Annotated in this window: 28 protein-coding genes; 23 read left to right on the forward strand and 5 right to left on the reverse strand. The window is 27.4% G+C overall.

Going from position 1 to position 25,649, the window contains the following annotated elements:
* The first annotated feature begins 9 nt into the window (after positions 1-9).
* The 3 genes from grdG (at position 10) to ACTG47_RS09275 (ending at position 3,705) form a co-directional block, all read left to right on the forward strand.
* Positions 10-1,296: a sarcosine reductase complex component B subunit alpha gene (grdG, locus tag ACTG47_RS09265; protein WP_479926941.1), complete on the forward strand. Its 1,287-nt coding sequence runs from the start codon at positions 10-12 to the stop codon at positions 1,294-1,296.
* A gap of 85 nt (positions 1,297-1,381) precedes the next feature.
* Positions 1,382-2,689 carry a sarcosine reductase complex component B subunit beta gene (gene grdF, locus ACTG47_RS09270; protein WP_479926942.1) on the forward strand — a complete coding sequence of 436 codons (1,308 nt, stop codon included), beginning with the start codon at positions 1,382-1,384 and terminating at the stop codon, positions 2,687-2,689.
* 299 nt (positions 2,690-2,988) lie between these two features.
* The gene (locus ACTG47_RS09275; RefSeq protein ID WP_479926943.1) at positions 2,989-3,705 is read left to right on the forward strand and encodes a LytR/AlgR family response regulator transcription factor; all 717 of its coding nucleotides are present in this window, start codon (positions 2,989-2,991) and stop codon (positions 3,703-3,705) included.
* Positions 3,706-3,762: 57 nt separating this feature from the next.
* Here ACTG47_RS09275 and ACTG47_RS09280 read toward each other — a convergent pair whose 3' ends face one another.
* Positions 3,763-3,906, reverse strand: a complete 144-nt coding sequence (locus ACTG47_RS09280) for a hypothetical protein (protein WP_254176407.1) — start codon at positions 3,904-3,906, stop codon at positions 3,763-3,765.
* Between ACTG47_RS09280 and ACTG47_RS09285 the strand changes: the two genes are divergently transcribed.
* Both ACTG47_RS09285 and ACTG47_RS09290 read left to right on the forward strand, forming a co-directional pair.
* Positions 3,905-5,029: a sensor histidine kinase gene (locus tag ACTG47_RS09285; protein WP_479926944.1), complete on the forward strand. Its 1,125-nt coding sequence runs from the start codon at positions 3,905-3,907 to the stop codon at positions 5,027-5,029. The genes ACTG47_RS09280 and ACTG47_RS09285 overlap by 2 nt on opposite strands.
* 88 nt (positions 5,030-5,117) lie before the next feature.
* Complete coding sequence (locus ACTG47_RS09290; protein WP_479926945.1) at positions 5,118-5,552, forward strand: hypothetical protein; 435 nt, start codon at positions 5,118-5,120, stop codon at positions 5,550-5,552.
* A gap of 215 nt (positions 5,553-5,767) precedes the next feature.
* On the opposite strand, the gene ACTG47_RS09295 is transcribed toward ACTG47_RS09290, so the two are convergent.
* Both ACTG47_RS09295 and ACTG47_RS09300 read right to left on the reverse strand, forming a co-directional pair.
* Positions 5,768-5,992 (reverse strand): FeoA family protein, encoded by a 225-nt coding sequence (locus ACTG47_RS09295; RefSeq protein WP_021384566.1) that lies wholly within the window; start codon positions 5,990-5,992, stop codon positions 5,768-5,770.
* Positions 5,993-6,089: 97 nt separating this feature from the next.
* Complete coding sequence (locus ACTG47_RS09300) at positions 6,090-7,343, reverse strand: sodium/glutamate symporter (RefSeq protein WP_479926946.1); 1,254 nt, start codon at positions 7,341-7,343, stop codon at positions 6,090-6,092.
* 250 nt (positions 7,344-7,593) lie between these two features.
* Here ACTG47_RS09300 and add point away from each other — a divergent pair, with 250 nt between their 5' ends.
* From add to ACTG47_RS09325, 5 genes are all read left to right on the forward strand, one after another.
* Positions 7,594-8,583 (forward strand): adenosine deaminase, encoded by a 990-nt coding sequence (gene add / locus ACTG47_RS09305; protein WP_479926947.1) that lies wholly within the window; start codon positions 7,594-7,596, stop codon positions 8,581-8,583.
* A gap of 71 nt (positions 8,584-8,654) precedes the next feature.
* A complete protein-coding gene (locus ACTG47_RS09310; protein WP_479926948.1) occupies positions 8,655-9,395 on the forward strand; it encodes an EcsC family protein in 741 nt (246 codons plus the stop codon).
* 207 nt (positions 9,396-9,602) lie between these two features.
* Positions 9,603-10,754 carry a double-cubane-cluster-containing anaerobic reductase gene (locus tag ACTG47_RS09315; RefSeq protein ID WP_054270229.1) on the forward strand — a complete coding sequence of 384 codons (1,152 nt, stop codon included), beginning with the start codon at positions 9,603-9,605 and terminating at the stop codon, positions 10,752-10,754.
* A 24-nt stretch (positions 10,755-10,778) separates the two neighbouring features.
* Positions 10,779-11,534, forward strand: a complete 756-nt coding sequence (locus ACTG47_RS09320; RefSeq protein WP_479926949.1) for an acyl-CoA dehydratase activase — start codon at positions 10,779-10,781, stop codon at positions 11,532-11,534.
* A gap of 192 nt (positions 11,535-11,726) precedes the next feature.
* The gene (locus tag ACTG47_RS09325; protein WP_479926950.1) at positions 11,727-14,111 is read left to right on the forward strand and encodes a cell wall-binding cysteine protease Cwp13; all 2,385 of its coding nucleotides are present in this window, start codon (positions 11,727-11,729) and stop codon (positions 14,109-14,111) included.
* Between the two features lie 215 nt (positions 14,112-14,326).
* On the opposite strand, the gene ACTG47_RS09330 is transcribed toward ACTG47_RS09325, so the two are convergent.
* The gene (locus ACTG47_RS09330) at positions 14,327-14,560 is read right to left on the reverse strand and encodes a hypothetical protein (protein WP_021384535.1); all 234 of its coding nucleotides are present in this window, start codon (positions 14,558-14,560) and stop codon (positions 14,327-14,329) included.
* Positions 14,561-14,836: 276 nt separating this feature from the next.
* Here ACTG47_RS09330 and ACTG47_RS09335 point away from each other — a divergent pair, with 276 nt between their 5' ends.
* The 13 genes from ACTG47_RS09335 to ACTG47_RS09395 all read left to right on the forward strand — a co-directional run bounded on the left by ACTG47_RS09335 (position 14,837) and on the right by ACTG47_RS09395 (position 25,068).
* Entirely contained in the window at positions 14,837-15,427 is a 591-nt protein-coding gene (locus ACTG47_RS09335) for a TetR/AcrR family transcriptional regulator (RefSeq protein ID WP_479926951.1), read from the forward strand.
* Positions 15,428-15,538: 111 nt separating this feature from the next.
* Positions 15,539-16,384: an ABC transporter ATP-binding protein gene (locus tag ACTG47_RS09340; protein WP_479926952.1), complete on the forward strand. Its 846-nt coding sequence runs from the start codon at positions 15,539-15,541 to the stop codon at positions 16,382-16,384.
* Positions 16,381-17,064: an ABC transporter permease gene (locus tag ACTG47_RS09345; protein ID WP_479926953.1), complete on the forward strand. Its 684-nt coding sequence runs from the start codon at positions 16,381-16,383 to the stop codon at positions 17,062-17,064. Before ACTG47_RS09340 ends, ACTG47_RS09345 begins: the two co-directional genes overlap by 4 nt.
* Positions 17,061-17,777, forward strand: a complete 717-nt coding sequence (locus ACTG47_RS09350) for an ABC transporter permease (protein ID WP_479926954.1) — start codon at positions 17,061-17,063, stop codon at positions 17,775-17,777. Before ACTG47_RS09345 ends, ACTG47_RS09350 begins: the two co-directional genes overlap by 4 nt.
* A 97-nt stretch (positions 17,778-17,874) precedes the next feature.
* The gene (locus ACTG47_RS09355) at positions 17,875-18,129 is read left to right on the forward strand and encodes a helix-turn-helix transcriptional regulator (RefSeq protein ID WP_479926955.1); all 255 of its coding nucleotides are present in this window, start codon (positions 17,875-17,877) and stop codon (positions 18,127-18,129) included.
* Positions 18,110-18,565 carry a peptide deformylase gene (def, locus tag ACTG47_RS09360; protein ID WP_479926956.1) on the forward strand — a complete coding sequence of 152 codons (456 nt, stop codon included), beginning with the start codon at positions 18,110-18,112 and terminating at the stop codon, positions 18,563-18,565. Before ACTG47_RS09355 ends, def begins: the two co-directional genes overlap by 20 nt.
* Before the next feature lie 51 nt (positions 18,566-18,616).
* Complete coding sequence (locus ACTG47_RS09365) at positions 18,617-19,078, forward strand: pyrimidine dimer DNA glycosylase/endonuclease V (protein WP_479926957.1); 462 nt, start codon at positions 18,617-18,619, stop codon at positions 19,076-19,078.
* 53 nt (positions 19,079-19,131) lie between these two features.
* Positions 19,132-20,034, forward strand: a complete 903-nt coding sequence (locus tag ACTG47_RS09370) for an SPL family radical SAM protein (RefSeq protein WP_479926958.1) — start codon at positions 19,132-19,134, stop codon at positions 20,032-20,034.
* Between the two features lie 353 nt (positions 20,035-20,387).
* Positions 20,388-21,218 (forward strand): class I SAM-dependent methyltransferase, encoded by an 831-nt coding sequence (locus ACTG47_RS09375; protein WP_479926959.1) that lies wholly within the window; start codon positions 20,388-20,390, stop codon positions 21,216-21,218.
* Positions 21,219-21,466: 248 nt separating this feature from the next.
* Positions 21,467-22,693: an RtcB family protein gene (locus ACTG47_RS09380; RefSeq protein WP_479926960.1), complete on the forward strand. Its 1,227-nt coding sequence runs from the start codon at positions 21,467-21,469 to the stop codon at positions 22,691-22,693.
* A gap of 212 nt (positions 22,694-22,905) precedes the next feature.
* Positions 22,906-23,667, forward strand: coding sequence for an EFR1 family ferrodoxin (locus ACTG47_RS09385; RefSeq protein ID WP_479926961.1), 762 nt, complete (start codon positions 22,906-22,908; stop codon positions 23,665-23,667).
* 31 nt (positions 23,668-23,698) lie between these two features.
* Complete coding sequence (locus ACTG47_RS09390; RefSeq protein ID WP_479926962.1) at positions 23,699-24,481, forward strand: PhzF family phenazine biosynthesis protein; 783 nt, start codon at positions 23,699-23,701, stop codon at positions 24,479-24,481.
* 167 nt (positions 24,482-24,648) lie between these two features.
* Entirely contained in the window at positions 24,649-25,068 is a 420-nt protein-coding gene (locus tag ACTG47_RS09395; RefSeq protein ID WP_479926963.1) for a YjdF family protein, read from the forward strand.
* Between the two features lie 101 nt (positions 25,069-25,169).
* Here ACTG47_RS09395 and ACTG47_RS09400 read toward each other — a convergent pair whose 3' ends face one another.
* The gene (locus tag ACTG47_RS09400) at positions 25,170-25,436 is read right to left on the reverse strand and encodes a DUF1294 domain-containing protein (protein ID WP_169469892.1); all 267 of its coding nucleotides are present in this window, start codon (positions 25,434-25,436) and stop codon (positions 25,170-25,172) included.
* Positions 25,437-25,649: the final 213 nt, after the last annotated feature.

Below are 25,649 nucleotides of genomic sequence, written 5' to 3' on the forward strand. Positions count from 1 at the left end.
GATTTTCATATGAAGCTAGAGCTAGGGAATATATTTATAAAAAATGTTGAATTTGGAGAAAAGACAGAAGTAAAAGATGGAGTACTATATGTGAATAGTAAAGAAATAGAAAAGATAGCTTTAGAAGATGAAAGGATTGTAGGTGTAAATGTTGAACTTGCAAGACCTGGTGAATCAATAAGAATAGCTCCAGTTAAAGATGTAATAGAACCTAGAGTTAAAATTGGAGATGACAGTAAAATATTTCCTGGAATTATAAATAAAGTAAAAACTGTAGGAAGTGGAAGAACTCATGTACTTTTAGGAGCTTGTGTTGTAACTTGTGGAAGTATAGTTGGTTTTCAAGAAGGTGTGATTGATATGAGTGGTCCTACTGCTAAATATACACCTTTTTCAAAAACAAATAATGTATGTATTATTATAAAAGTAAAAGATGGTATAGATACTCATGACTATGAGCAAGCAGCTAGAATTGCTGGATTGAAAATAGGTGCCTATATAGGTGAAGCAGGAAGAGAAGTTAATCCAGATGAAATAATTATATATGAGACAAAACCACTATTGAAACAAGTAAAAGAATACCCAGACCTACCAACAGTAGCATATGTTCATATGTTACAATCACAAGGACTTTTACATGATACTTATTATTATGGAGTTGATGCTAAACAAATAGTTCCTACTTTTATGTATCCAACTGAAATAATGGATGGAGCTATAATCTCTGGAAACTGTGTAGCACCATGTGATAAGGTTACTACATTCCATCATTTAAATAATCCAGTTATACATGACTTATATAAAAGACATGGAAAAGATTTAAACTTTGTAGGAGTTATTTTAACTAATGAAAATGTATTCTTAGTTGATAAAGAGAGAAGTTCTGATATGGTGTCAAAATTAATTGAATTTTTGGGTGTTGATGGAGTATTAGTTACAGAAGAAGGTTATGGAAATCCAGATACTGACCTAATGATGAATTGTAGAAAATGTAGTGAAGTTGGAGCAAGTGTGGTTTTGATAACAGATGAATTCCCTGGAAAAGATGGAAAGAGTCAATCTATAGCAGATGCTACTAAAGAAGCAGATGCAGTTGTTTCTTGTGGTCAAGGGAACTTAGTGGTTCATTTTCCAGCAATGGATAAGGTTATAGGTACTTTAGACTATGTTGAAATGATGATTGGTGGGTATAAAGGATGCTTAAATGATGATGGAAGTATGGATGCAGAATTACAAATAATAATAGCTTCAACTATAGCAAATGGTTATAATCATCTGACAGCAAGATATTATTAAATAAATATTTGAATATAGAGTTTTATTAGTGTAATCATTGGTCTAATTAATGCAATAACTATAAAGTGTTTTGGAGGGTTAAGATATGAGTAAAATCAAAGTGGTTCATTATATAAATAATTTCTTTGCTGGTATAGGAGGAGAAGAAAAAGCAGATATTCCACCAGAGAAAAGAGAGGGAGCAGTAGGACCTGGAATGGCATTTCAAAGTCAATTTAATGATGAAGCAGAAATAATTTCAACTGTAATTTGTGGAGATACGTATTTCGGAGAGAACATTGAAAGTGCAACCCAAGAACTTTTAAAAATGATAAAAGACGAAAATCCTGATTTATTTATTGCAGGGCCTGCGTTTAATGCAGGTAGATATGGAGTAGCTTGTGGAGCTATTTGTAAAGCAGTTGAAGATGAGCTAAGTATTCCTGTAATTACAGGAATGTACAAAGAAAACCCTGGTGTAGACATGTTTAAGCTAGATTTACACATAATATCTACTGGAAATTCAGCAGCTAGTCTTAGAAAAGTAGTTCCGATAATGACAAAGCTAGGTCTTAGACTGGTTAGAGGAGAAGAAATAGGACCTCCTGAAGAAGAAGGATATATAATGAGGGGAATAAGAAAAAATTTCTTCCATGAGTGTAGAGGGTCTGAAAGAGCAATTGATATGTTGGTTAAAAAGATGCAAGGAGAAAGCTTTGAAACAGAGTATCCAATGCCTATGTTTGACAGAGTTACACCTATGAAACCTATTAAGGATTTGTCTAAAATAAAACTTGCACTAGTAACTTCTGGAGGGATAGTTCCGATTGATAATCCAGATAAAATTGAGTCTTCAAGTGCTACTAAGTATGGAATTTATGATTTAACAGATATGGATTCCATGTCAAATAAAAATTTTACAACTATACATGGAGGTTATGATAGAGCATATGTACTTGAAAATCCAAATTTAGTTGTACCATTAGATGTAGTTAGAGAACTTGAAAAAGAAGGTATAATTGGAGAATTGGCAAATTATTTTGTCACTACTACAGGAACTGGAACAAGTGTTGGAAATTCTAAAAGATTTGGGGAAGAGTTTTCAAAGAAACTTTTAGAAGATAATGTGGATGCTGTAATTTTAACATCTACATGAGGTACTTGCACTCGTTGTGGAGCAACGATGGTAAAAGAGATAGAAAGAGCTGGCATAGTAGTTGTTCATATTTGTACTGTAGTACCAATATCGCTTACAATAGGAGCTAATAGAATTGTTCCTGCAGTAGGAATACCATACCCACTTGGAAATCCTAACTTAGGAGAAGAAGAAAGTAAAAAGATTAGAAAGAAGATAGTTTTAAAAGCTCTAAATGCCCTAAAAGAGGATATAGAAACTCAAACAGTATTTGAATAATAAAAATAACATAACACTGTAATAAAAACTGATATCATAAAATAGTTTTTGAAAATTATTTTATGATATTTTTTTTATTATGCAAATCTAAAATAGTAAGAAGTATTTGTATATACTTAAATTAAACTTATAAGATGATAAATTAATTTGACATAATCTTGATACATAAATTTAAATTAGATATACTATGAAAGGTGAGATTATTACCTTTTGGAACAGATATTCAACATATTAGAACAGTTTAATTGAATAGAAAAAACTAACTTTATATAATAATTAGGATAATAATAAGGAAGAAGGTGTATATATTGATTTCAATTGCAATTTGTGATGATGAATCATACATGCTAAATCATATAAAAGAAAATATACAATTATATATGAAACAGAATAATCTATCATATAATATAGAGATTTTTGATAAAGCAGAAGATTTATTATGTAACCATGAAAAGTTTAGCATTATATTTTTAGACATACAAATGGAAGAGATTAATGGAATGCAGACAGCTAGAAAATTAAGGGCTTATGGTAATGATTGCTTTATAGTTTTTGTTACAGTTTTAAATGAATTCGTATATGATGCTTTTGAAGTAGATGCTATAAATTATTTGATAAAACCACTATCTAATGAGAAACTATATAAAACTTTGGACAGAATAGTTGCAAAACTTGATAATAATGAAAATAATTATATAACAATACAAAAAGGTTATTCATATTGGCGATTAAAAATTGCAGATATTTTATATTGTGAAGTCATAAAAAGGAAGATTTATGTTCACTTAAAAAAAGAGACTATTGATTACTATGAAACTATTGATAATTTAGAGAAAAGTCTACCAACAAATTTTTTTAGATGTCACCGCAGCTATATAATTAATTTGCAATCTGTATATGGGTATGAAAATGGTAATGCAGTTATAGAAAATGGAGAGAGGATACCAGTTTCTAGACTACGTCAACAAATATTTTCAGAAGTTATGCTTGAGTTTATGAAGAATAGGAGGAAATAAGATGATTAGTTTATTTTCTTTTATAATATATAGATTTTTGATGATAATATTACAATACTATTTTCTAGTTAGTTTCACAAATGCTAATTTAAAATCTAGGAGTTTTATTTTGTATTTGCTAGTTTCATTTCTCTTAATCATCACAAGTACATATTTTAATTTAAATAATTTATTTTCTTCACAGCTTCCGTTTTTTTTCATGACTTTTTTATTTGTAAAGTATATCATAAAACAATCTACAGTATTATCTATAGTCTCATCTCTATTAGTATATTTAATTGAACAGTTAGTATATGGATTTGTAGCTCCATTTAATTACCTAATATTTGTAAGTAATACAAATAAAGGTATTTATAACTTTTATATAAATATAGGCATATCATGTTTAATTACTATTCTAATAGCTGGATTTATATATTGGTATGGTGCTAAAAAATTTAATATTAAGATTGTAAAATTTGATAGATATTTAGCAATTTTAATAACTCCATTTCTATTTATAATCTTATTTATGAAATCATTTGAGAGTAGTTCATATATAAATATAGATACAAAACTTCAAACTGCAAAATTGTTGTTAAATGTGTCTATTACTGAAGAAATTCAAGCTTTTCTTTTTTCAATAATCGGAACGATGTGTGTATCTTTTTCTATATTTACCTTCAAGAAACTTATGCAATCTCTAGAAGATGATAAGGAGAAGGCAATTATAAATCAACAAATTTATGCTCAAAAAAACTACATTGAAGAAGCAAAGTCACGATTATCACAAACCATATCATTTAGACATGATTTTAATAATCATTTAGCCATTGTCAATGGATTGTTGAAAAAAGGTCAAATTTCAAAGGCACAAGATTATTTAAATAAACTTGAAAAAGTAACAAGTGACCTATCTTTTTCTTGTAATACACGAAATGTTGTTATTGATGCACTTTTTAATAATAAATTGAGTATAGCTAAACAATTAGGAATACAGGTGGATTGTGAAGTAATCATACCAAAGGATACTAATATAAAGGATTTTGACCTATGTATAGTATTTTCCAATGCCATTGATAATGCAATTAAGGCCTGTAGATTTGTAGATAAACAAAGTAGGTATTTAAAACTTTCTACCAAGTTAGAAGGGGGATTTTTTATGATAGAAATAAAGAATAGTTATAACTCAATGAATAATTATACAGGTGGCTCAGGAATAGGAATTTCAAATATAAAAGAAATCGCTAAGAAATATCAAGGAGCTATAAGTATAGATAAGGCATCAGATTATTTTCAAATAAATATAATGCTAGTTATTTCGTTACAACGTATTGGTATTTGAGAACAATACAGTTGAAAATAACCTTTGTAAGCAATACTATGTATTTAAACAAAAAAGTTTAACATATAGAAAATAGGAGGTTGTTAAAATGAAAATTGGAAATATAAGTGGTCAAACACCTATTACAAATAGTTTAGATAATAGTCAGAGTGAGATACAAAGTCTAGAACAAAAGAAAAAATCATTACAAGATGAAATAGAGAAAGTAAAAAGTAATAAGAGTATTGATAGTGAAACAGCCAAATTAAAAATAGAAAGCTTAAAAAAAGAAATAGAAGAGATTGAAAATAAAATTCAAGAGCTAAAAGAAAATAAAGCACAAGAGTCAAATAGAGAAGAAAATAAGGTTTCAGAAGTAAATAATGACCTACTAGAGAAAGGAAAAGAACCTTCTAATAATGAAAATATAAAAACATTGTATGATGTTTTTGAGAGAAGTGATGAAGATGAGCAATGGGATAATACTTACAGTCTTGTTCAGGATGATAAAAATTCAAAAGTGAAATTTAATAGACCAATATAATTTATTTATAAAAATAGTTTCTATTTTGTACTATTAAGGTATCCATAGATATATTTATTTGCAATTAACATATCTATGGATATTTATTATGTTGTTTTACAAGAGTATTATTTATAAGTCTATATTAATAATTTTTATACTGATGTAGTATCAATTTAAGGTTATATATGTAAATAAAAAAAGAGATTTTAAAATCTCTTTTTTATTCTTATATATTAATTATTTTTTAAATTTATATTCTTTGCATCGGATTTTCTAATAGCCAAATCAAAACCTCTAAATCTAATCACTATAGGGTCATTAAGAGGAGCTATCTTTTTAACTTCAACCTCAGTGCCATCTATTAATCCTAAAGCTAGAAGTCTCTTCATAAGTTTTTCATTTCCAGCTATATTGTCTATAACTCCCTTTTGTCCAAGTTTCAAATTGTAAACAGTCATTATTAACACCTCCTAATGAAAATCATTATCAAATTCTATATTTATAATATATAACAAAAATAGCAAATTGTCAATATATAACAAAAAAATAAACATACTAAGTTAGTATGTTTATGAAAAGTAATATACAAGGGATACTGATAGCATCTAGTAAAAATCCACTTACAAGTGGAACTACTAAAAATGCTTTTGGAGAATCACCATATTTTTGTGTCAAAGAGCTCATATTTGCTAAAGCATTTGGAGTAGCTCCTATCCCATGTCCAATCAAACCACTTATTATAATAGCAGAATCAAAGTCTTTTCCAAGAATTCTAAAGCAAATAAATACTGAGAATAGAATTATAAAAATTACTTGGAAAGTTACTATTAGGAGAATAGGAGGTAATAATGTGGATAATTCAAATAAATCTATATTCATAAGTGATAAAGTCAAAAAAATTCCTAATGAAAGTTCTTTTAGAAAATTAATAAGTTTAAAATTTAATTCCAGTATATTTATCTTATCATTTAAATTTCTAAAAATAACGGCTGAGAACATACAAGTCACAACGGAAGGTAGAAGAATATTAAACATTATATAAAAGATTCTACTTATAATTTCTCCTGTATTTATGCAAATAAATATAATAAGCACCTGTTTTAAAAATATAGTAGGTGTTATTGTTTGAGAAAAGTCATTATTTTTTATTCTATTTTTACTTCTAAAAAGTTTATTTCCTAGTCCATTTAGCTTTCTATTGTACTTAGAATTTAACAAATCTATATCTGCTGAAGGTTTTAGTTTATATTTATTTATTAAAAATCTAGCTACAGGACATCCTAATATACCACCTATAATAAGTCCTATTGTTGCAGCAGACAGACCAACTCCAACTGCTCCATTCACACCAAGATTTTCTATTGTAAGTCCAAATGCGGCAGAATAACCATGCCCACCTTCCATAGATACATTTCCACACATAAGTCCCAAAAGTGGTTCAAGATTTATAATCTTTGATATTGTAATAGCTAGAATATTTTGACAGAAAGCTAAGACTCCACACAAAATCCAATATCTAAATAATATACTACCACCTTTTTTTATGAGACCTATACTTATTTCAAGACCTATTGTTGTAAAAAAGAAGGTTATAAAATTTGGCATTAAATTTCCACTTACAGATATATCTGCTATATTAAAATATTTAAGAAACAAATTTAAAAAACAAAATAACAGACCTCCTATTACTGGAGCAGGTATACAGAAATTATTTAAAAAGTTAATTTTGTTTTTTAATAAATTACCAATTAAAAAAAATAATATAGATAGTGTCAAGGTTTGTACCATATCAAAAGTTAAGGTAAGCAAAATAAATCCTCCTTTGTAATTTAAAATATTAATTGTATAACTGAAACTCTCATGTATTAGAATTTTATTATCAAATATATATTAATAAATGTATATTAAAAATAATCAGTAGATATAATTAGATAATCATAAATTAAATTAAAATATTTTAAAGAGATATAACTTTTTTAGCATGAAAAATATTAGTATATTGATATAATAGAAATAAGACTTAAAAATATGTTTAGAATACTATTAGTAGGAGGATAAAATGTTTGAAAATTTACCTAAGATAGATTTACATTGCCATTTAGATGGAAGTGTTAGAGTAGAAACTATGTTTGATATAGCTATTAAGGAGAAAATAGACTTACCTTCAAATAATATTGATGAAATAAAAAAATTAGCAAAAGTTTCTGTTAATTGTACTTCACTTGATGAATATCTAGAAAAGTTTGATTTGCCTTTAAAAGTAATGCAATCTAGGGAAAATTTAAAAAGAATTGCTTTTGAACTTTTAGAAGATGCAAATAAAGAAAATGTAAAATATATTGAAATTAGATTTGCTCCATTACTTCATACCCAAAAAGGTATGAGTATTAAAAGTATAATTGAAAGTATACTTGAAGGTATTAGAGAAGCCGAAAGTATTTATAATATAAAAGGAAATTTAATATTAGGTTGTATGAGAACTATGACTTCAAAAGAGGCTTTATTAGTAATTGAAGAAGGAAAATTATTTGTAAATAAAGGTGTTGTTGCAGTAGATTTATGTGGACCAGAGATAGAAGGTTTTTGCAAGGAATATGAGGATGCTTTTGAATTAGCAAGAGAATATGGATATAAAGTTACAGTACATGCAGGTGAAGCAGCAAGTGGAGAAAATGTTTTAGATGCTATAAATATTTTAAAGGCTGATAGAATTGGTCATGGTGTAAAAATTAATAAGCATAAAAAGGCATATAATTTAGTCAAAGAAAAAAAAATACTTCTTGAATTATGTCCAACTAGTAATTTACAAACTAAGACAGTAGATTCTTATGAGACACATCCATTTTATAATTTTTATAAAGATAGTTTGAATGTAAGTATAAATACTGATAATAGAACTGTATCCGATATAAGTTTAAATTCAGAACTAAATATTATATTTAATACATTTAAATTAGACTTAGAAGATTATAAAATAATGTACAGAAATACAGTAGAAGCTAGTTTTGCAGATGAAGAAACTAAAAAGTACCTAAATAGCTTAATTTAACAGATTAAGCTATTTGAAATTTAAATCTACTTAATTAATCAACAAAACTATATTAGAGTAGGAGAAAAAACATGAAAAGTTATGAAGATATCTCTTATATTAAACTAGCTAAAAAAGAACTTGAAGAATGGGAGAAAAATATATTAAAGAAACCTTCCATATTTGATAAGGCATCAAAAGGGATACAAAATAAAGTTAATGGAGTATTGCCAGATAAATACCATGAAGTAATAACTTCTTCAATAAAGGGAATGACAAAGACTGTATTATTTGGGTACAAATACGCTACAAAATCGCCAATAAGAAATATGTCATTAGAAGAAAGAGAAAAATTAGTTTTAGAAAAGGCTAAAAATTACAAAACAACAGCAATGATTGAAGGAGCTGGAACAGGAGCCGGAGGAATTCTCCTAGGTCTTTCTGATTTTCCATTACTTCTAGGAATTAAAATAAAGTTTTTGTATGATGTTGCCTCACTTTATGGATATGATGTTAAGGATTATAGAGAAAGAATTTATATATTAAGCATATTACAATTGGCTTTCTCTAGTCAACAGCATATAAATGAAACTTTTAAATTGATGAGTAATTGGGATGAGTATGTGAAGGGTTTACCAGAAGATATTAATGACTTTGATTGGAGGACATTTCAACAAGAATACAGAGATTATTTGGATTTAGCTAAATTTCTACAACTAATGCCTGGAATAGGAGCATTTGTAGGGTTTTATGTAAATGGAAAATTAATTGATAAACTGCATGAAACTGCTGTATATGCGTATAGATTGAGGATTAGAAAACTTAATTTATAAATACAACAAAAGATAAAAAAGATAAAAAATTGATTATACAATATATCTATATATACTTAGATTTGCATTGATAAAAACGATTATGGATAAAAGGTAAAGCATGATAAAATTTAATGTAGATGCTTGTATTTTAATGGAAAAATTTAGTTTTTACTGTTAAAAATATAAGCTAAACTATGAAGAAAAGTAATTGGGAGGAATATTTTCATGACAAATTTGCCAAAACAATTTGATAGCTTTAATGAAGCTAGACAAAAAGGATTTATAAATGCAAAAGAACTTAAAGAAAGTGGGAAAAAGATGGTTGGAGTTTTCTGTACATTCACTCCAGTTGAAATTCCAATGGCAGCTGGTGCAACTGTAGTAGGTGTATGTGGAGTTAGTGAAGAGCCAATACCAGATGCAGAAAGGGTACTTCCAAGAAATCTTTGTCCTTTGATAAAATCAAGCTATGGTCATGCAATAACAGATACCTGTCCATACTTCTATTTTTCTGATTTATTAATAGGAGAAACTACTTGTGATGGGAAGAAAAAGATGTATGAAGAGCTTGCAAAAGTCAAACCAACTTATGTAATGCACCTGCCTAATACCTCAAAAGGTGAATTTGCCTATAAGCTTTGGAAAGATGAAATGATAAGATTAAAAGATGAGGTTGAGAAATCTTTAGGTGTGACTATAACAGAAGATGATATAAGAGCTGCTATAAAAGATAAAAATGAAGAAAGAGAACTTTTAAAAGAATTTTATGCACTTGGTAAGCTACAACCATCTGCACTTACAGGACTTGAGCTACATAATGTTTTATATCAAGCAGGATTCAAATTTGACCGTACAGAACTTAAGCAGTCTTTAAGAAAAGTCATAGATGATATGAAAGAAAGATATGAAAAAGGAGAATGTCCAGTTAAAAAAGATAAGCCAAGAATATTAATAACAGGCTCTCCTATTGGAGGAATAAGCGAAAAAATAGTTAAGACTTTAGAAGATGCAGGAGCTTCAGTTGTGGCATATGAACTTTGTGGGGCTATTAGATCAAATGATTTGTTGGTTGATGAAGAAATAGAAGATGTTTATGATGCTTTAACACAAAAGTATATAAATATAGGATGTTCTTGTATGATGAATAATGATAATCGTATTGAATTATTAGATAGAATAATAGATGAATATAATGTGGATGCTGTAATAGATGTAGTTTTACAAGCCTGTCATACATTTAATATAGAAAGTTATAGAATAAGAGAGTTCGTTACAAAAGAAAAAAACAAGCCATTTATGTCTCTTGAGACTGATTATTCCAAATCAGATACTGAACAATTGAGAACTAGATTTGAGGCGTTTGTAGAGATGTTATAGGAATACATAAAAATAGGAGGAGCTATGTTTAGTATAGGAGTGGACTCAGGGTCAGTAGCAACAAAAGGTGTATTATTCGATGGTGAAAAAATTATTAAAAAAATAATTATACCAACTGGATGGAGCCCTAAAAGTACATCTAAACAGGTCTATGAGTTATTAAGTAGTGAAATTGATAAAAAAGATATAAAAAAAGTAGTAGGTACAGGTTATGGAAGAGGAGTAATGGATTTTGCTGATAAGAAGGTGACAGAAATAACTTGTCATACTAGAGGTGTTTATTTTTTAAATAGGAATATAAGGACTATTTTAGATGTAGGTGGTCAAGACAGTAAAGTTATAAACTTAGATAGAGATGGAAATGTATTTAATTTTATAATGAATGATAAGTGTGCTGCAGGAACTGGTAGATTCTTAGAAATTACTTCTAATCTTTTAGGCAGTGATATAGAAAGTATTGATACATTAGCTCAAGGACATAATCCAGTTAATATATCTAGTATGTGTACAGTTTTCGCTGAATCTGAAATTGTAAGTCTTTTAGCTCAAAATATTTCTACTGGAGAGGTAGCAGCAGGTATACTTAAATCTATTGCAAACAAATCTACTTCGATGCTAGCAAGAGGTGAGATAGTAGATGAAGTTGCATTTACTGGAGGGCTTGCAAAGAGCAAAGAATTAGTAAAAATGATAGAGGAAATACTAGACAAAAAAATTTTTATTGCAGAAGATACTCAGATAATGGGAGCATTAGGAGCTGCTGTAATAGGGTTTAGATAAAATATTATTAAAATAAAATAAAAAACTGGATTTATGCCAAATAAATCCAGTTTTTTTATTTTATTTTGTTTATTTACAAAGGGAAACTTTGGTATAATTGATTTAAATGATTATATATTTGTAAATAATTTATGTTTAGTCATATATAACATTAAAGTTTTTAAAATTAGCTCAAAGTGAGGGGGAGAACGCGTGAAGAAATTTGCTTCAAAAAAAGCAGCAAGATTTGTTGCACTATTTTTAATATCTATTTTAGTAATGTCAACAATTCCTGTATCAGCTGATAGTAGTACATTGAATCAGATAAAAAAAGCAGAATACAGTGAAACGTATAAACAATATCTAAAAGATGCTAAAAATGGACGTACAGAAAAATATAATGGGATTATACCAAATCCATATCAACTGGAAGGTACTAAAATCCAAAGTAAAGGAAGAACAGCTCCAGCATCTTATGACCCTAGGAAATTAGGTCTTATGACATCAGTAAAAAATCAAGAAAATCTAGGAATATGCTGGGATTTCGCTGCAATGGCAACTTTAGAGAGCTTCTTGAAGTTAAATAACTATGGAGACTATGATTTATCAGAAGAACACTTAAGATGGTGGGCTTCAGAAGGTGAATATGGATGGACTGTAAATGATATGGATGGTGCTTTAAATTATGAAGCCATGGGATATTTAACATCTTGGTCAGGGCCCAAATTGGAAAAAGACATTCCATACAATGGTAAAGTATCTAAAGCACAAGGAGCTACAAAACCAACTAACATGAATACAGCACCAACTGTTTTTAATGTAACAGATGCTGTGTGTGTAAGTAATGATATTAATTCTACAAAAAATGCTATATTACAGTATGGAGCAGTAACATCTGGTTATTATGAAGATATTAAATATCAAAGTGAAAATCAAAATGCATATTATTGTCCAACAAAAAGCTTTAACACTAATCATGCCATTTCAATTGTAGGTTGGGATGATAACTATTCTAAAGACAATTTTAATGCAAACATTAAACCATCAAAAAATGGTGCTTGGTTAATAAAAAACAGTTGGGGAGATTATAACTCTGAGGATGGATATTTTTGGATATCTTATGAAGATAAAACACTTATGTCTGATATAGATAACTTTTCAATCAAAGGTGGGCAAAAGCCAAATGATGATGAGAAAATGTATCAACATGACTATGCAAGTATCGTTCCTTTAGTTTCAAAAAAAATAACAGCTGCAAATGTATTTGATTTTAATAGAGGAGATGAGACTCTAAAATCTGTAATGTTCTTAACTGAGAGTATAGGGGCTAAATATGAAGTATATTATGCTCCAGTAGTAAATGGTATACCTCAAGAGAATAATATGAAAAAGTTAAAAGAAGGTACTGCACAATATTCAGGATACATAACAGTTCCAATTGATTCTTTTGATATCCAAACAGGAAAGGGAGCAATTGTAGTCAGTATAGAGGCAAAAAATGGAGAATCAACTATAGGTTCTGAATCAAATGTACCAGGATATGATACATTTAAAGCAAAAGCTAATTTAGGTGAAAGTTATGTTATAGATAGTACTGGAAAATTCTTTGATATAAATAGAGATAGCAACTTCTATCCATGCAACTTTACTATAAAAGCTGTTACAGAAAAATCTTCTGGTGAGAGTATTCCAAATGAGTCCTTAATTGGTGGAGATAGATATGAAACTGCCATCAAAGTTAGTCAAAATGGTTTTAATTCTTCAGAAAATGTGGTTTTAGTAAATGGAGGTTCAATAGTGGATGCATTAGCAGCAACTCCTTTTACATCTGCTATCAATTCGCCAATACTATTAACACAAAAAGACACTTTGAATTCAAAGACTAAGGCTGAGATACAAAGATTAGGTGCTAAGAAAGTATACTTAATAGGTGGAGAAAATTCTATAAGTAAAGAAATTGAACAACAATTAAAAAACTTAAACATATCAATAGAAAGAATATCAGGAAGTGATAGATACAAGACAAGTTTATTGTTAGCTCAAAAACTAAATAGTATAAAAAGTGTTTCTCAAATAGCAGTTGTAAATGGTGTAAAGGGATTAGCTGATGCCATTAGTGTAGGAGCAGCTGCAGCAGAAAATAATATACCAATTATACTTGCAAATGAAAAAAGCGAATTGCAAGGAGCAGATGAATTTTTAAATTCATTAAACATAGATAAATCTTATATTATTGGAGGAACAGTATCTTTATCAAGTAATTTAGAGAGTAAATTGAAAAATCCAATTAGATTATCTGGTAGTAGTAGAGATGAAACTAATTCCAAGATAATAGATAATTTTTATAAAAAAGATACTTTGAAAAATGCATTTGTAGTTAAAAATGGAATTAAGAGCCAAAATGATTTAATAGATGGTTTGGCAGTTGGTCCTCTAGGAGCTAAAACTGGTTCACCAGTAATTTTAGTTGGTGACAAATTGGCTGACAGCCAAAAATCAGTTCTTAAAAATAAGGTTTTAGAAAAAGTCACTCAAGTTGGTGGTGGAGCAAATCAAAATGCATTTAAAGAGTTGGTAAAATTAAAGAGCGCTAAATAAAATACTTAAATATTAATATGTATTAGTAATTTTTATTAATAATAGCTGAAAATAATTATTTTAAATTATTGATAAATAAAATAATCAATAATTATAAAATTTTATTTTCAGCTTTTAATTTGCACATTATGCGTTCAAAAACACAAATAAAAAGGGTTATTTTATACAGAAAATCTTGCATTTTATATATAAATAACCCATATATAATTAACTTTTTATAGTGTTCTAATAGATATTATTGAGCTTAATGGTAAATATAATGTGTAAGTTTCATTTAAAGTTGGATTAGATTCATCTATATATCTTGAGCAAAGTGTAATTGATAAGCTGTCTGCTTCTATAATTTCACCATATAGAGGACAACTGCTAAAATAAGAATGCACTTCAACATATTTATTTAAGTTTTCTTGTACATAATCTTGAAAACGGTTCTTTGTAGTAGTAGTCATGAAATCAACTCCTTTATTTTTTATTAAAAATGAAATTTTTAAAAAGATGAATATGATTACTTCTATTAGAAACTAAGTTAAAAAATAAGCAAATAGATATGAAAATTAGAATAATATATTATTTATACTTATATTATAACACTATATAATAAAAAAGGCTATAAAAAATTCAGAATTTTCGAAGATTTTTAAGTATATTAATAAAGCTATTGACAGTTAATAAAAAAAGCATTATATTGACTGTATAAAGTATTTTAGTCAAAAAGGAGGGGGAAAATGCCCAAATCATATTCTGATAAAGAAAGAGAATATATAATAAAAAGACTTAAAGAAGAAGCAAGTTTATGTATGGAACAATATGGTATTAGGAAGACTACTGTTGATGAACTAGTAAGACGAGTAAAAATTCCAAAAGGAACTTTTTATTTATTTTTTAAATCAAAAGAGTTGCTCTTTTTTGAGGTGTTTAGAGACATACATGATTCTATACAGAAACAAATTGTGTACGAGGTAGAGAGAATAGATGAAAGTATTACATGTGAGCAATTGACTGATATATTTATGAAATTTTATAAAATGGTTGATAGTACTTCAATTTTAAATATTATGGTAAATGGAGAACTTGAAATCTTAATGCGAAAGTTACCAGATTCTGTAATAGAAGAACATTTCAAACACGATAAGTTTGAGATAGGAGAGATTATATCTTATATACCAAATGCAAAAAATAAAGATATAGAAGGCTTCAGTGGAGCTTTTAGAGCAGTTTTTCTCACTATGTTATATAAACGAGAGGTTGGAAGTGATTGTTTTGAAGATGCTTTAAGGTTGATGATACGTGGGTTAGTTATGCAACTTATTGAATAGAGATTAATTTTTGTTTGCTAATTATTTTATAGGGAATAGTTGACAAACAAAAAATTATCTTTTTTTGACTATATAGTTAAAACAGTCAAAGAGTAGAAAGGATGGTATAAAATGATTAAAGTTGATAGTTTATCATTTAGCTATACAGATAGAGATTTTTTACAAAATATTAATTTCAAAGTAGGAAAAGGAGAAATACTAGGATTTTTGGGTCCATCAGGAGCAGGAAAATCAACATTACAAAAAATTCTAATTGGAATGATAACTAATTACAAAGGAAGTGTACTTATTAATGGGATAGAAAGTAAAAAATGTTCAAATAAATTCTATGAAAATATAGGTGTTGATTTTGAATTTCCAAGCTTGTATGAAAAGTTAACTGCAATAGAAAATCTAAAATATTTTGGCTCTTTATATTCAAAAAAATTATTATCTATTGATGAACTATTAAAATCAGTAGGTTTAGAGAATGAAGCAAATAAAAAGATATCTGAGTATTCAAAAGGTATGAAATCTAGACTAAATTTTATAAAAGCTTTATTACATAATCCAGATATTTTATTTTTAGATGAACCAACAAGTGGTCTTGACCCATCAAATAGTAAAGTTATGAAAGATATAATTCTATCGGAAAAATCTAAGGGAAAAACTATTATCTTAACAACTCATAATATGTTAGATGCAACGGAGCTTTGTGATAGGGTAGCTTTCATTGTAAATGGAAAAATATCTACATTAGATACACCACATAACCTTATTATGTCAAAGGGAGCCATAAAAATCAAATATACTTATTTTGATAATGGAGAAAAAACTTCTGAGTGTTTTCTGAATAGTACTAGTAATGACAAAAACTTGAATATGCTTATTGCAAAAAATAAACTTTTATCAATACATAGTAGTGAACCAACATTAAATGATATTTTTATTGAGATAACAGGGAGGGATTTACAATGAGACTAAAAAACCTTATCTTAGGAGATATAAAGTTTCAATTTAAATATGGTTTTTATTTTCTGTATATTATTTTAAGTATTATATATATTTGTGCTATCAATGTATTTCCAACTTTTATTAGAGAAAAAATAGCCATAATTATGATTTATTCTGACCCAGCAGCGATGGGATTATTTTTTATGGGAGCTATTGTACTTCTTGAGAAAAGTCAACGGGTTTTAAATTCTTTAGCTGTATCTCCAGTAAAAGTATCAGAATATATATTGTCAAAGGTAATTTCATTAGGAATAATATCTAGTATTGTGGCTATGTTCATTTCTCTTACAGTAAATTTAGATAATATTATAATAACAATTATAGGAACCTTTTTTTCTTCTGTTATATTTTCTTTAATTGGATTGATGGTTGCAAGTAAAGTATCTAGCTTAAATAAGTTTATTGTTTTAACTATTCCTATTGAGATTATATGCCTTATTCCACCAATACTCAATGTACTTGTTGATACAAAATCCTATATAGATTTTTATCCTTTTAATGTATGTATTTCTCTTATTAGTGGGGACAAAAGTTTTATAATAATTAATTTTTTAATTTTAATATTAATGACAATAATAACTTATTTTATAACCTATTATTTTGTTTGTAGTAGTTGGAAAAAAGTGGGTGGAGTAAAATTATGATAAAAATTATTAATGCTTTCAAACAAGAGTTTGAGCAAATTAAAAGAGATTCTATGCTTTTTGTAGTATGTATTTCACCAATAATATGTGGAGTATTTATAAAATTTGGAATACCATTAATACAGGATATATTGTTTGATAAATTTTATTATCAATTAAATTTAAAGTCATATTTCTTGATGTTTGATTTACTTATGGCTTTTATTACACCTTTTATGTTCTTTTTTGCTTCCACAATGGTTATATTGGGAGAGATTGATGACAATATCTCAAGGTATCTAATAGTAACTCCACTTGGTAAAACTGGTTATCTTATTTCACGACTTGGAATACCAGCTATTTTAGCATTTATTATTACAGTAGTTATGCTAACGATTTTTTCTTTAACTAAAATCTCTTTCTTATCAAATTTATCAATTTCTTTAATAGCTTTATTACAAGGAATTATAACATCGATGTTGGTGATTTCTTTATCATCAAACAAATTGGAAGGAATGGCTATTACTAAATTATCAGGTGTTTTTATAATGGGTATTTTAGCACCATTTTTTATCTTAAATAAAGTGCAATACATTCTATTTTTCTTACCAACGTTTTGGTTGTCAAAGGCGTTTAATGAAAATAATTATATATATGTGCTTATTTCATTTTTTATATCATTAGTATGGATTTTTCTACTATTTAAAAAATTTAGTGAAAAAATAATTAAATAAGACAAATTATTGAAAAAAATGTAAGGCTAACTTGACACTTGAGTAGAAAAATGTTAAATTTAAAATGTAAGGTTAACATTACATGAATGGAGTATGTATGAAAAATAAAATAAAGATATTAAGAGAAAAATTAGGTTTAACACAAGAACAACTAGGAATACTGGTTGGAACATCTAGACAGGCGATAAATGCCATAGAAACTGGAAAAAATGAACCTTCAATATGGTTAGCATATGATATTTCAAGCGTTTTTAATGAGCCAATTGAGAGTGTATTTTTATTTGAAGAAAGTGAAAGAAAGTCAAGAGCACAGATAAGTAGGGGGGAATATTATGGCTCTAAGAGAGATTAGAACTTTTGATGATGAAATTTTAAGAAAAAAGAGTAAGTATGTAGAAAATGTAGATAATAAGATAAGAGAGATATTAAATGACATGGCAGAGACTATGTATAATACACCAAATGGTGGAGGACTAGCTGGATGCCAAGTAGGAGTATTAAAACGATTAGTTGTTATAGATTTAGGAGAAGGTCTTATTAAGCTTGTTAATCCTGAAATTATTAAAGAAGAAGGAGAACAAATTGTTGTTGAAGGTTGTTTAAGTTTCCCTGAAACATGGGGAAAATTAAAAAGACCAAAAAAGGTAACAGTACAAGCTTTAAATGAGTATGGTGAAAAAATAGAAATTACGGGTTCAGGTTTTATGGCAAAATGTCTTTGTCATGAGATAGACCATTTAAATGGTATAGTTTTTACAGATAAAATTATTGAACATGTAAAGTTATAAGATAGATTTATGATTAAACTTAGAAAATATTTTATAGTAAGGAGTTAAATTATGAGATTATGGCATAAGGATTTAATTGATGTATTACCTAAAAATCAATTAGTAAGTCAATGGAGAGAACTACTTGCTATAAAAGGTTCTATAGATAAGAAAGGTACACCAAATCATCTATTAGTTAATAAGGTCTTGGATTATAGTATAGATGAATTTAAGTTTTACACAAGAACTATACATGATGAAATGATAAAGAGAAATTATAAGCCTAATGAGCTAAAATACATAAGTATATTAAAGTGGGAAAATAACAATTTCTCAAATGACATATCTAATGAGCATAGTTTAAATTTAGAAAATTTATATAATTATTGGCATAATGAAACATATTTAAAACAGTGTCTATATAATTTAGAAGAAAAAGCAACTTGTGGAGGAATACCCATGAATGAATGGAATATATTACTTTATAAATATGGTGAAAATTATAAATTATGGTCTGGAAATTACCTACTATGATTAATTATTATGATTTGATATTGTGATATTATTATGTACAAAGAGGTGATTATTTGTATAATAAGATGAAATATATTCCAATAAATTGTGAAATAGCCTGTAATAAATTAAAAAGAAGTATGCCTTATAAATGGGATTTAAATATTTATCGTGGATGTGAGCATGGATGTAAATATTGTTATGCTATTTATTCTCATAAGTATATTAATTCTGATAATTATTTTGAAGAGATTTATATAAAAACGAATATAGTAGAAAAACTTGAGAAACAACTTAGAAGTAATAAGTGGAAGAGAGAAGTAATTAATATAGGTGGTGTTACAGATAGTTATCAACCAATAGAAGAGGATTACAAAATTATGCCAGAAATATTAAATCTATTAATAAAGTATAAGACACCAGCTATTATTTCTACAAAATCGGATTTAATCTTGAGGGATTATGATTTGATTGATAAGTTGTCTAGGATTACATACATAAATATAGCATCTACAATTACAACAATAAATGAAGATATACAAAAACTTATTGAACCAAATGGTGTAGATTCAATGAGAAGATTTAAGATGTTAAAAGAGTTTAGAAAAACTAACGCATCTGTTGGATTGCATATTATGCCAATTATACCATATATTACAGATGATTTTGATAATATAAATTCCTTATTTACACATGCAAAAGAATGTAATGTACATTACGTTTTGCCTGGGACCTTGTATTTAAAGGGGTTAACTAGAGGTGTGTTTTTTGATTTTGTTAAAAAAGAGTTTCCTGAATTATTTAATAAATTATCAATACTATATAGTACAGGTTCAGCTAATAGGGAGTATAAAAATCAATTGTATAAAATAGTCAATGAACTTAGAAACAAGTACTCCTTATCAAGTAGTTACTCTAAGGTGATGAATGAAAAATTAAAAAACTCACGAGATGTACAGTTATCTTTTTTTGATTAATTTTGGATATAAAAAATATTTTTGATGAAATGCTTGTAAACTATCTAAATTAAATTTTATTGACAAATATAAATGCTAAATATATAATTAATTCATAAAATAAAAATATGAAAGGATGATGTTGTTCGGCGATACTTGATATCATAAAATCGTTGATATAAGTATTTCTGGAAAAGAGTGAATAAAATCAAATTTAATAAGCAAACAAAGTTAAACTACAGTTTTATTGTTGTGCTTAAAAATATTTGGTTCTATTTTACTCTTATTTAAACTCATCTTTTTGAAGTTAAACCACAGAGTAAACTCTGTGGTTTTTTTATTTTAAAAATAAAAATTTTAAGGAGTGGTATGTTTTGTTAAACAAATTATGTATGTATTTAGAAAGACCAGAGCTTTACAAAAGAAGTGAAATTAATTTTTGGAATGACGAGTATATTTCAAAGCAATTATTAAAAGCTCATTTAGATGTTGACTTTGAAGGAGCAAGTAGAAATTTTAACTTTATTGAGGATTCTGTAAATTGGATAGTTACAGTTGCAAATCCAGAAGAGTATACTAAATTAATTGATTTAGGATGTGGACCAGGACTATATGCAGAGAGATTTGCACAAAAAGGTTATAAGGTAACTGGAATTGATTTCTCAAAACGTTCTATTAATTATGCACAAAATAGAAATAAAGAAACTAATTTAAATATAAACTACTTATTTCAAAGCTATTTAAGTATGAATTACAATGAAGAATTTGATTTAGCTACTTTAATTTACTGTGATTATGGAGCTTTATCAACTGAAAATAGAAGATTGCTAATGGAGAGAATTTATAAAAGTTTAAAACCTGGAGGAAAATTGATATTAGATGTGTTTACAATAAATAAATACAATGATTTTAAAGAGATTAAAACCTGGGAAATAAATGGAGATGGAGGCTTTTGGAGTAGTGAAAGATATATGTGTATACAAGATAATTGTAAATATAGTGATTATAATACACTTGAACAAACTCTTGTGATAACAGAAAAACATGAAACTGTGTTTTATATTTGGAATCACTATTTTTCAAAAGAAAGTTTCTTATTAGAAATTCAAGATATTGGATTTAAATCTGTTGAATTTTTTAGTAATGTCAAAGGTGAAGCATATTCTGATGACAGTATGACTATGGGATTGGTTTTACAAAAATAATAGATATTTCTAAATGAATAAATAAAAACTTGAAACCGATAATAATAAAATACCATAAGGAAAGCTCACATATTGAAAAATAGGAGTTTTTGTGTTACTTTTAATACATTATAAATTTACTTATACAAAGTAAAAGTTAATATTTAGATTGTTATTTTTATATAAAATTTATTTAGGTATATTTTAAAATAATTAATGCTATTAAAAGTAACATATAGCTCAAAATAGCTAAAAAGGATGTGATATTGATGTTAGAGGTTCAAGGAAAGTGTAATAAAGCAAAAATATTTACAGATAATGTAGATAGTACAACTATAAGTCAGATAATAGAATTATGTAATCAGGAGTTTACAGCTAAGTCTAAGATAAGAATAATGCCAGATTGCCACGCAGGTGCTGGTTGTGTAATAGGTACTGTCATGACAATACAAGATAAAGTTGTTCCAAATCTTGTTGGAGTTGACATAGGTTGTGGTGTTTTATGTGCAAATCTAGGCAAAATTGATTTGGATTTGAAAAAAATAGATGATTTTATAAGAGAGAAAATCCCTCATGGATTTAATATAAATAAATATAATAAGGCAAATTACAAAAAAGAAATAGAATCATTATACTGTTTAAAAGATATAGGAAAAGGAACTGATGAATATAACAGAGCAATTGGAAGCCTTGGAGGAGGGAATCATTTCATTGAATTAGATGAAGATAATGAAAAAAATAAGTATTTAATAATACATTCAGGGAGCAGGAATCTTGGAAATAGAGTAGCAAAATGTTATCAAAAAAAAGCTTATGATTATTATATCAGAGCAAACAATGAATTTGAAAAAGATAGTAAAAGACTTATAGAGAAGTATAAAAAGGAAAATAGAGAAGATGAGATTCAAGATGCATTAATTATGCTTAAAAAAGAGCATAACTTTACTCCTAAAATACCAAAAGATTTATGTTATTTAGAAGGAAAATTAATGGAAGATTACCTTCATGATATGGATATCATACAAAAATATGCTGAATTAAATAGAGATACAATGGCTAAAAGAATAATTGAAGAATGCATAGGTCTTAAATTTAATAATTTAGAACATTTTCAAACTATACATAATTATATAGAAATTGAAAATAAGATATTAAGAAAAGGAGCTATAGCAGCATATGAAGGGAGAAGATTACTAATTCCTATAAACATGAGAGATGGTGTTATATTGGGAGTAGGCAAAGGAAATGTAGACTGGGTTAATTCTGCACCCCATGGTGCAGGACGAATACTTTCAAGAGGAGAGGCTAAAAGAAATATAAATATGAAAGATTATGAAGAATCTATGAAAAATATATTTACAACAAGTGTAAATATTAAAACTATTGACGAAGCACCTCAAGCATATAAACCAATTGATGAGATTGTAGAAAATATAAGAGATACAGTTGACATAATTAATATATTGAAACCTATTTATAATTTTAAATCAAATTAATAATGCTTAAGATTAAAATAGTATAGGACCTTTAGTATATCTGATGCGTTTACAACTATTATTATTTTTACCATATAGTTTACAGAAAAATCATTAGGGTTAATATAGAAAAACTATTGTTAAGTGATGTTTAGTTTGGATAGTAAAGTGTAAAATTGAAGGATGAAGCTTTTAAAAATAAAGCTATAAATCTTAATTATAGGAGTAAATCGATGCTAGGAATATATTTTAGTGGAACAGGTAACTCAAGATACTGTGTAGAAAAATTTTTACAAGAATACGATACAACAGTAAATTCTTATTCTATTGAAAATAGTGAACTTTTAAAACACATTAATAATCATGAGGATATTATTTTTGGTTATCCTGTACAATATAGTAATGTACCTAAAATATTAAAAGATTTTATAATCAATAATTCAGATTTGTGGAATGGTAAACGTATTTTTATTATTGCCACTATGGCTCTGTTCAGTGGAGATGGTTCTGGTGTATTATCTAGGATGCTTAAAAAATATGGAGCTACTACTATTGGCGGACTGCACATAAAGATGCCAGATAGTATAGGGGATGAGAAGGTACTAAAACATTCCTTGGATTACAATAGAAAATTGATAATAAAAGCAGAAAATAAAATAAAAAAAGCCAGTAAACAATTGAAATCTGGGATACCACCAAAAGATGGATTAGGATTTTTATGTCATATTGTAGGATTATTTGGACAAAGATTATACTTTATTAATAAAATGAATAAATATACAGACAAACTAAAAATAAATGCTAATAAATGTATCATATGTGGTAAGTGTATTAATTTATGTCCAATGAATAATTTAGTAATTAAAAATGAGATGGTTATTTCCAATAATCAGTGTACAATGTGTTATCGTTGTGTGAATAATTGTCCTAAGCAAGCAATCACATTGTTAGGTAAAATGGTTGTTGAACAGAGTAATCTTGAGAAATACATATAAGAAAATTTAAATCAGGAAGTGAGGATGGTGAATGGAGTACTACATAGTTGATGCATTTACAAGTAAATTATTTAAAGGAAATCCTGCTGGAGTTTGTGTTCTTGATAAGAGATTGCCTTTGGAATTAATGCAGAAAATAGCAGAAGAAAACAATCTGCCAGAAACAGCATTTATAGTTAAAAATAAAGGAAATTATGAATTACGATGGTTTACTCCTAAAGCAGAAATTGATTTATGTGGTCATGCGACTTTAGCAGCTGCTTATATAATATCAAATTTTATTGATAGTAATGTTCAAAACATAGAGTTCGTTACTCAAAGTGGAAATCTTAAGGTTATGCGAAATGGGAATCTATATGAGATGATATTTCCAAAACTAATGCCTACTGAAATAAAATTATCACAACAACAAATTGATTTGATAGGTTGCATACCAAGTGCTATTTATTCTTCAAGGGATTTAATTTTGTTACTAAATAGTGAAAAAGAAATTATAAATTATACACCTAATTATGCAAATTTGCGTAAATTGACAGATTGGTTAGGTATAATAATTACAGCAAAAGGGAGTAATACAGATTTTGTTTCGAGGTATTTTTGTCCAGAATTAGATTCAGAAGACCCTGTAACTGGCTCATCTCATTGTAATCTAATTCCATATTGGGCTAAAAAATTGGGGAAAAGTAAAATGGTAGCAACACAACTATCTAATCGAAGTGGTATAATTCAGTGTGAGTTATTAGAGGATGATACTGTAAAAATTTCTGGTGAAGCAGTTTTATTTATGCAAGGAACAATAAAAATTGATATTTAGAAATTAATTTATATCAACATTGACAAGTATTATTAAAAAAGATAAGATTTAATTTATAAAGATAAAAACACAGTCTGGTTGGTAGTCCAGACGCAGCAATTGCTGTCAGTAACCTGCCTCCTTGGTTGTCCATTCTTTAGAAAGTAATTAAATAGGAGGAACTAGCAATGGACAAAGTTAGTGGAAAATTGACAGTCTTATTTGAAGAACCATTTTGGATAGGTGTATTTGAAAGACAAGATGGTAAAAAATATGAAGCATGTAGAGTAGTTTTTGGAGCAGAACCTAAAGAGGTAGAAGTATATGAATTTATACTTGAAAGATTTTTCTCATTAGATTTTGGTAGTATTAAGTTAGAAAAGAATGTAACCAAAGATAAAATTGGATACAAAAAAATGCAGAGAAAAGTAAAAAAAGAACAGGAAAAAGAAACTATAGGAACCAAGGCTCAAAATGCCCTTAAGCTTCAATATGAAGAAAGAAAGCAGGATAAAAAAATTCTAGCTAAAGATAGGAAAGAAGAAGAAAAAGAAAGACTTTTCAATTTGAAACAAGAAAAGAGAAAAGCCAAACATAAAGGTCATTAATTTTAATTAGATGTATTTTTATGAATTGCTAGAAAAAGGTGTATGAAATCAAAAGTTTCATACACCTTAATTTATTGAAAAAATACAGTTTTATATTCCAATTACTTTAAAATGTAAAAATATATTAATAATAATTGTAGAAATATTATAAATGGTATACCAAGTGTAAATTTAATATGTTTAGTTTTATGTCTAAAAGAATACATCCCAGTTATAGAACCTATACTGCCTCCAACTACTGCCATAGAAATAAGAGTGGCTTCTTTTATTCTCCATTCATTTTTAATTGCCCTTTTTTTATCTATATACATTGAAAAAAAAGCAATAAAATTAATCACTATAAGATATATTAAAATAAAATTTTTCATAATCTTACCTCCATAAAAATATATTATACATTATAAAGTAAGAAACCTGTTTTTAAAAGCTAAATTTGTAATTAGTATATATAAAATATTTGGGAAGAGCAAATATAACATTAATTGGAAAATTTAAAAAACTTAAACAATTGCTAAATAGGGGGTATATTTATAAGACATAAAGTGATAAAATTTACTTAGAAAATAATGTAAATAACAGGA

Source organism: Clostridioides sp. LIBA-6622 (assembly GCF_056716095.1).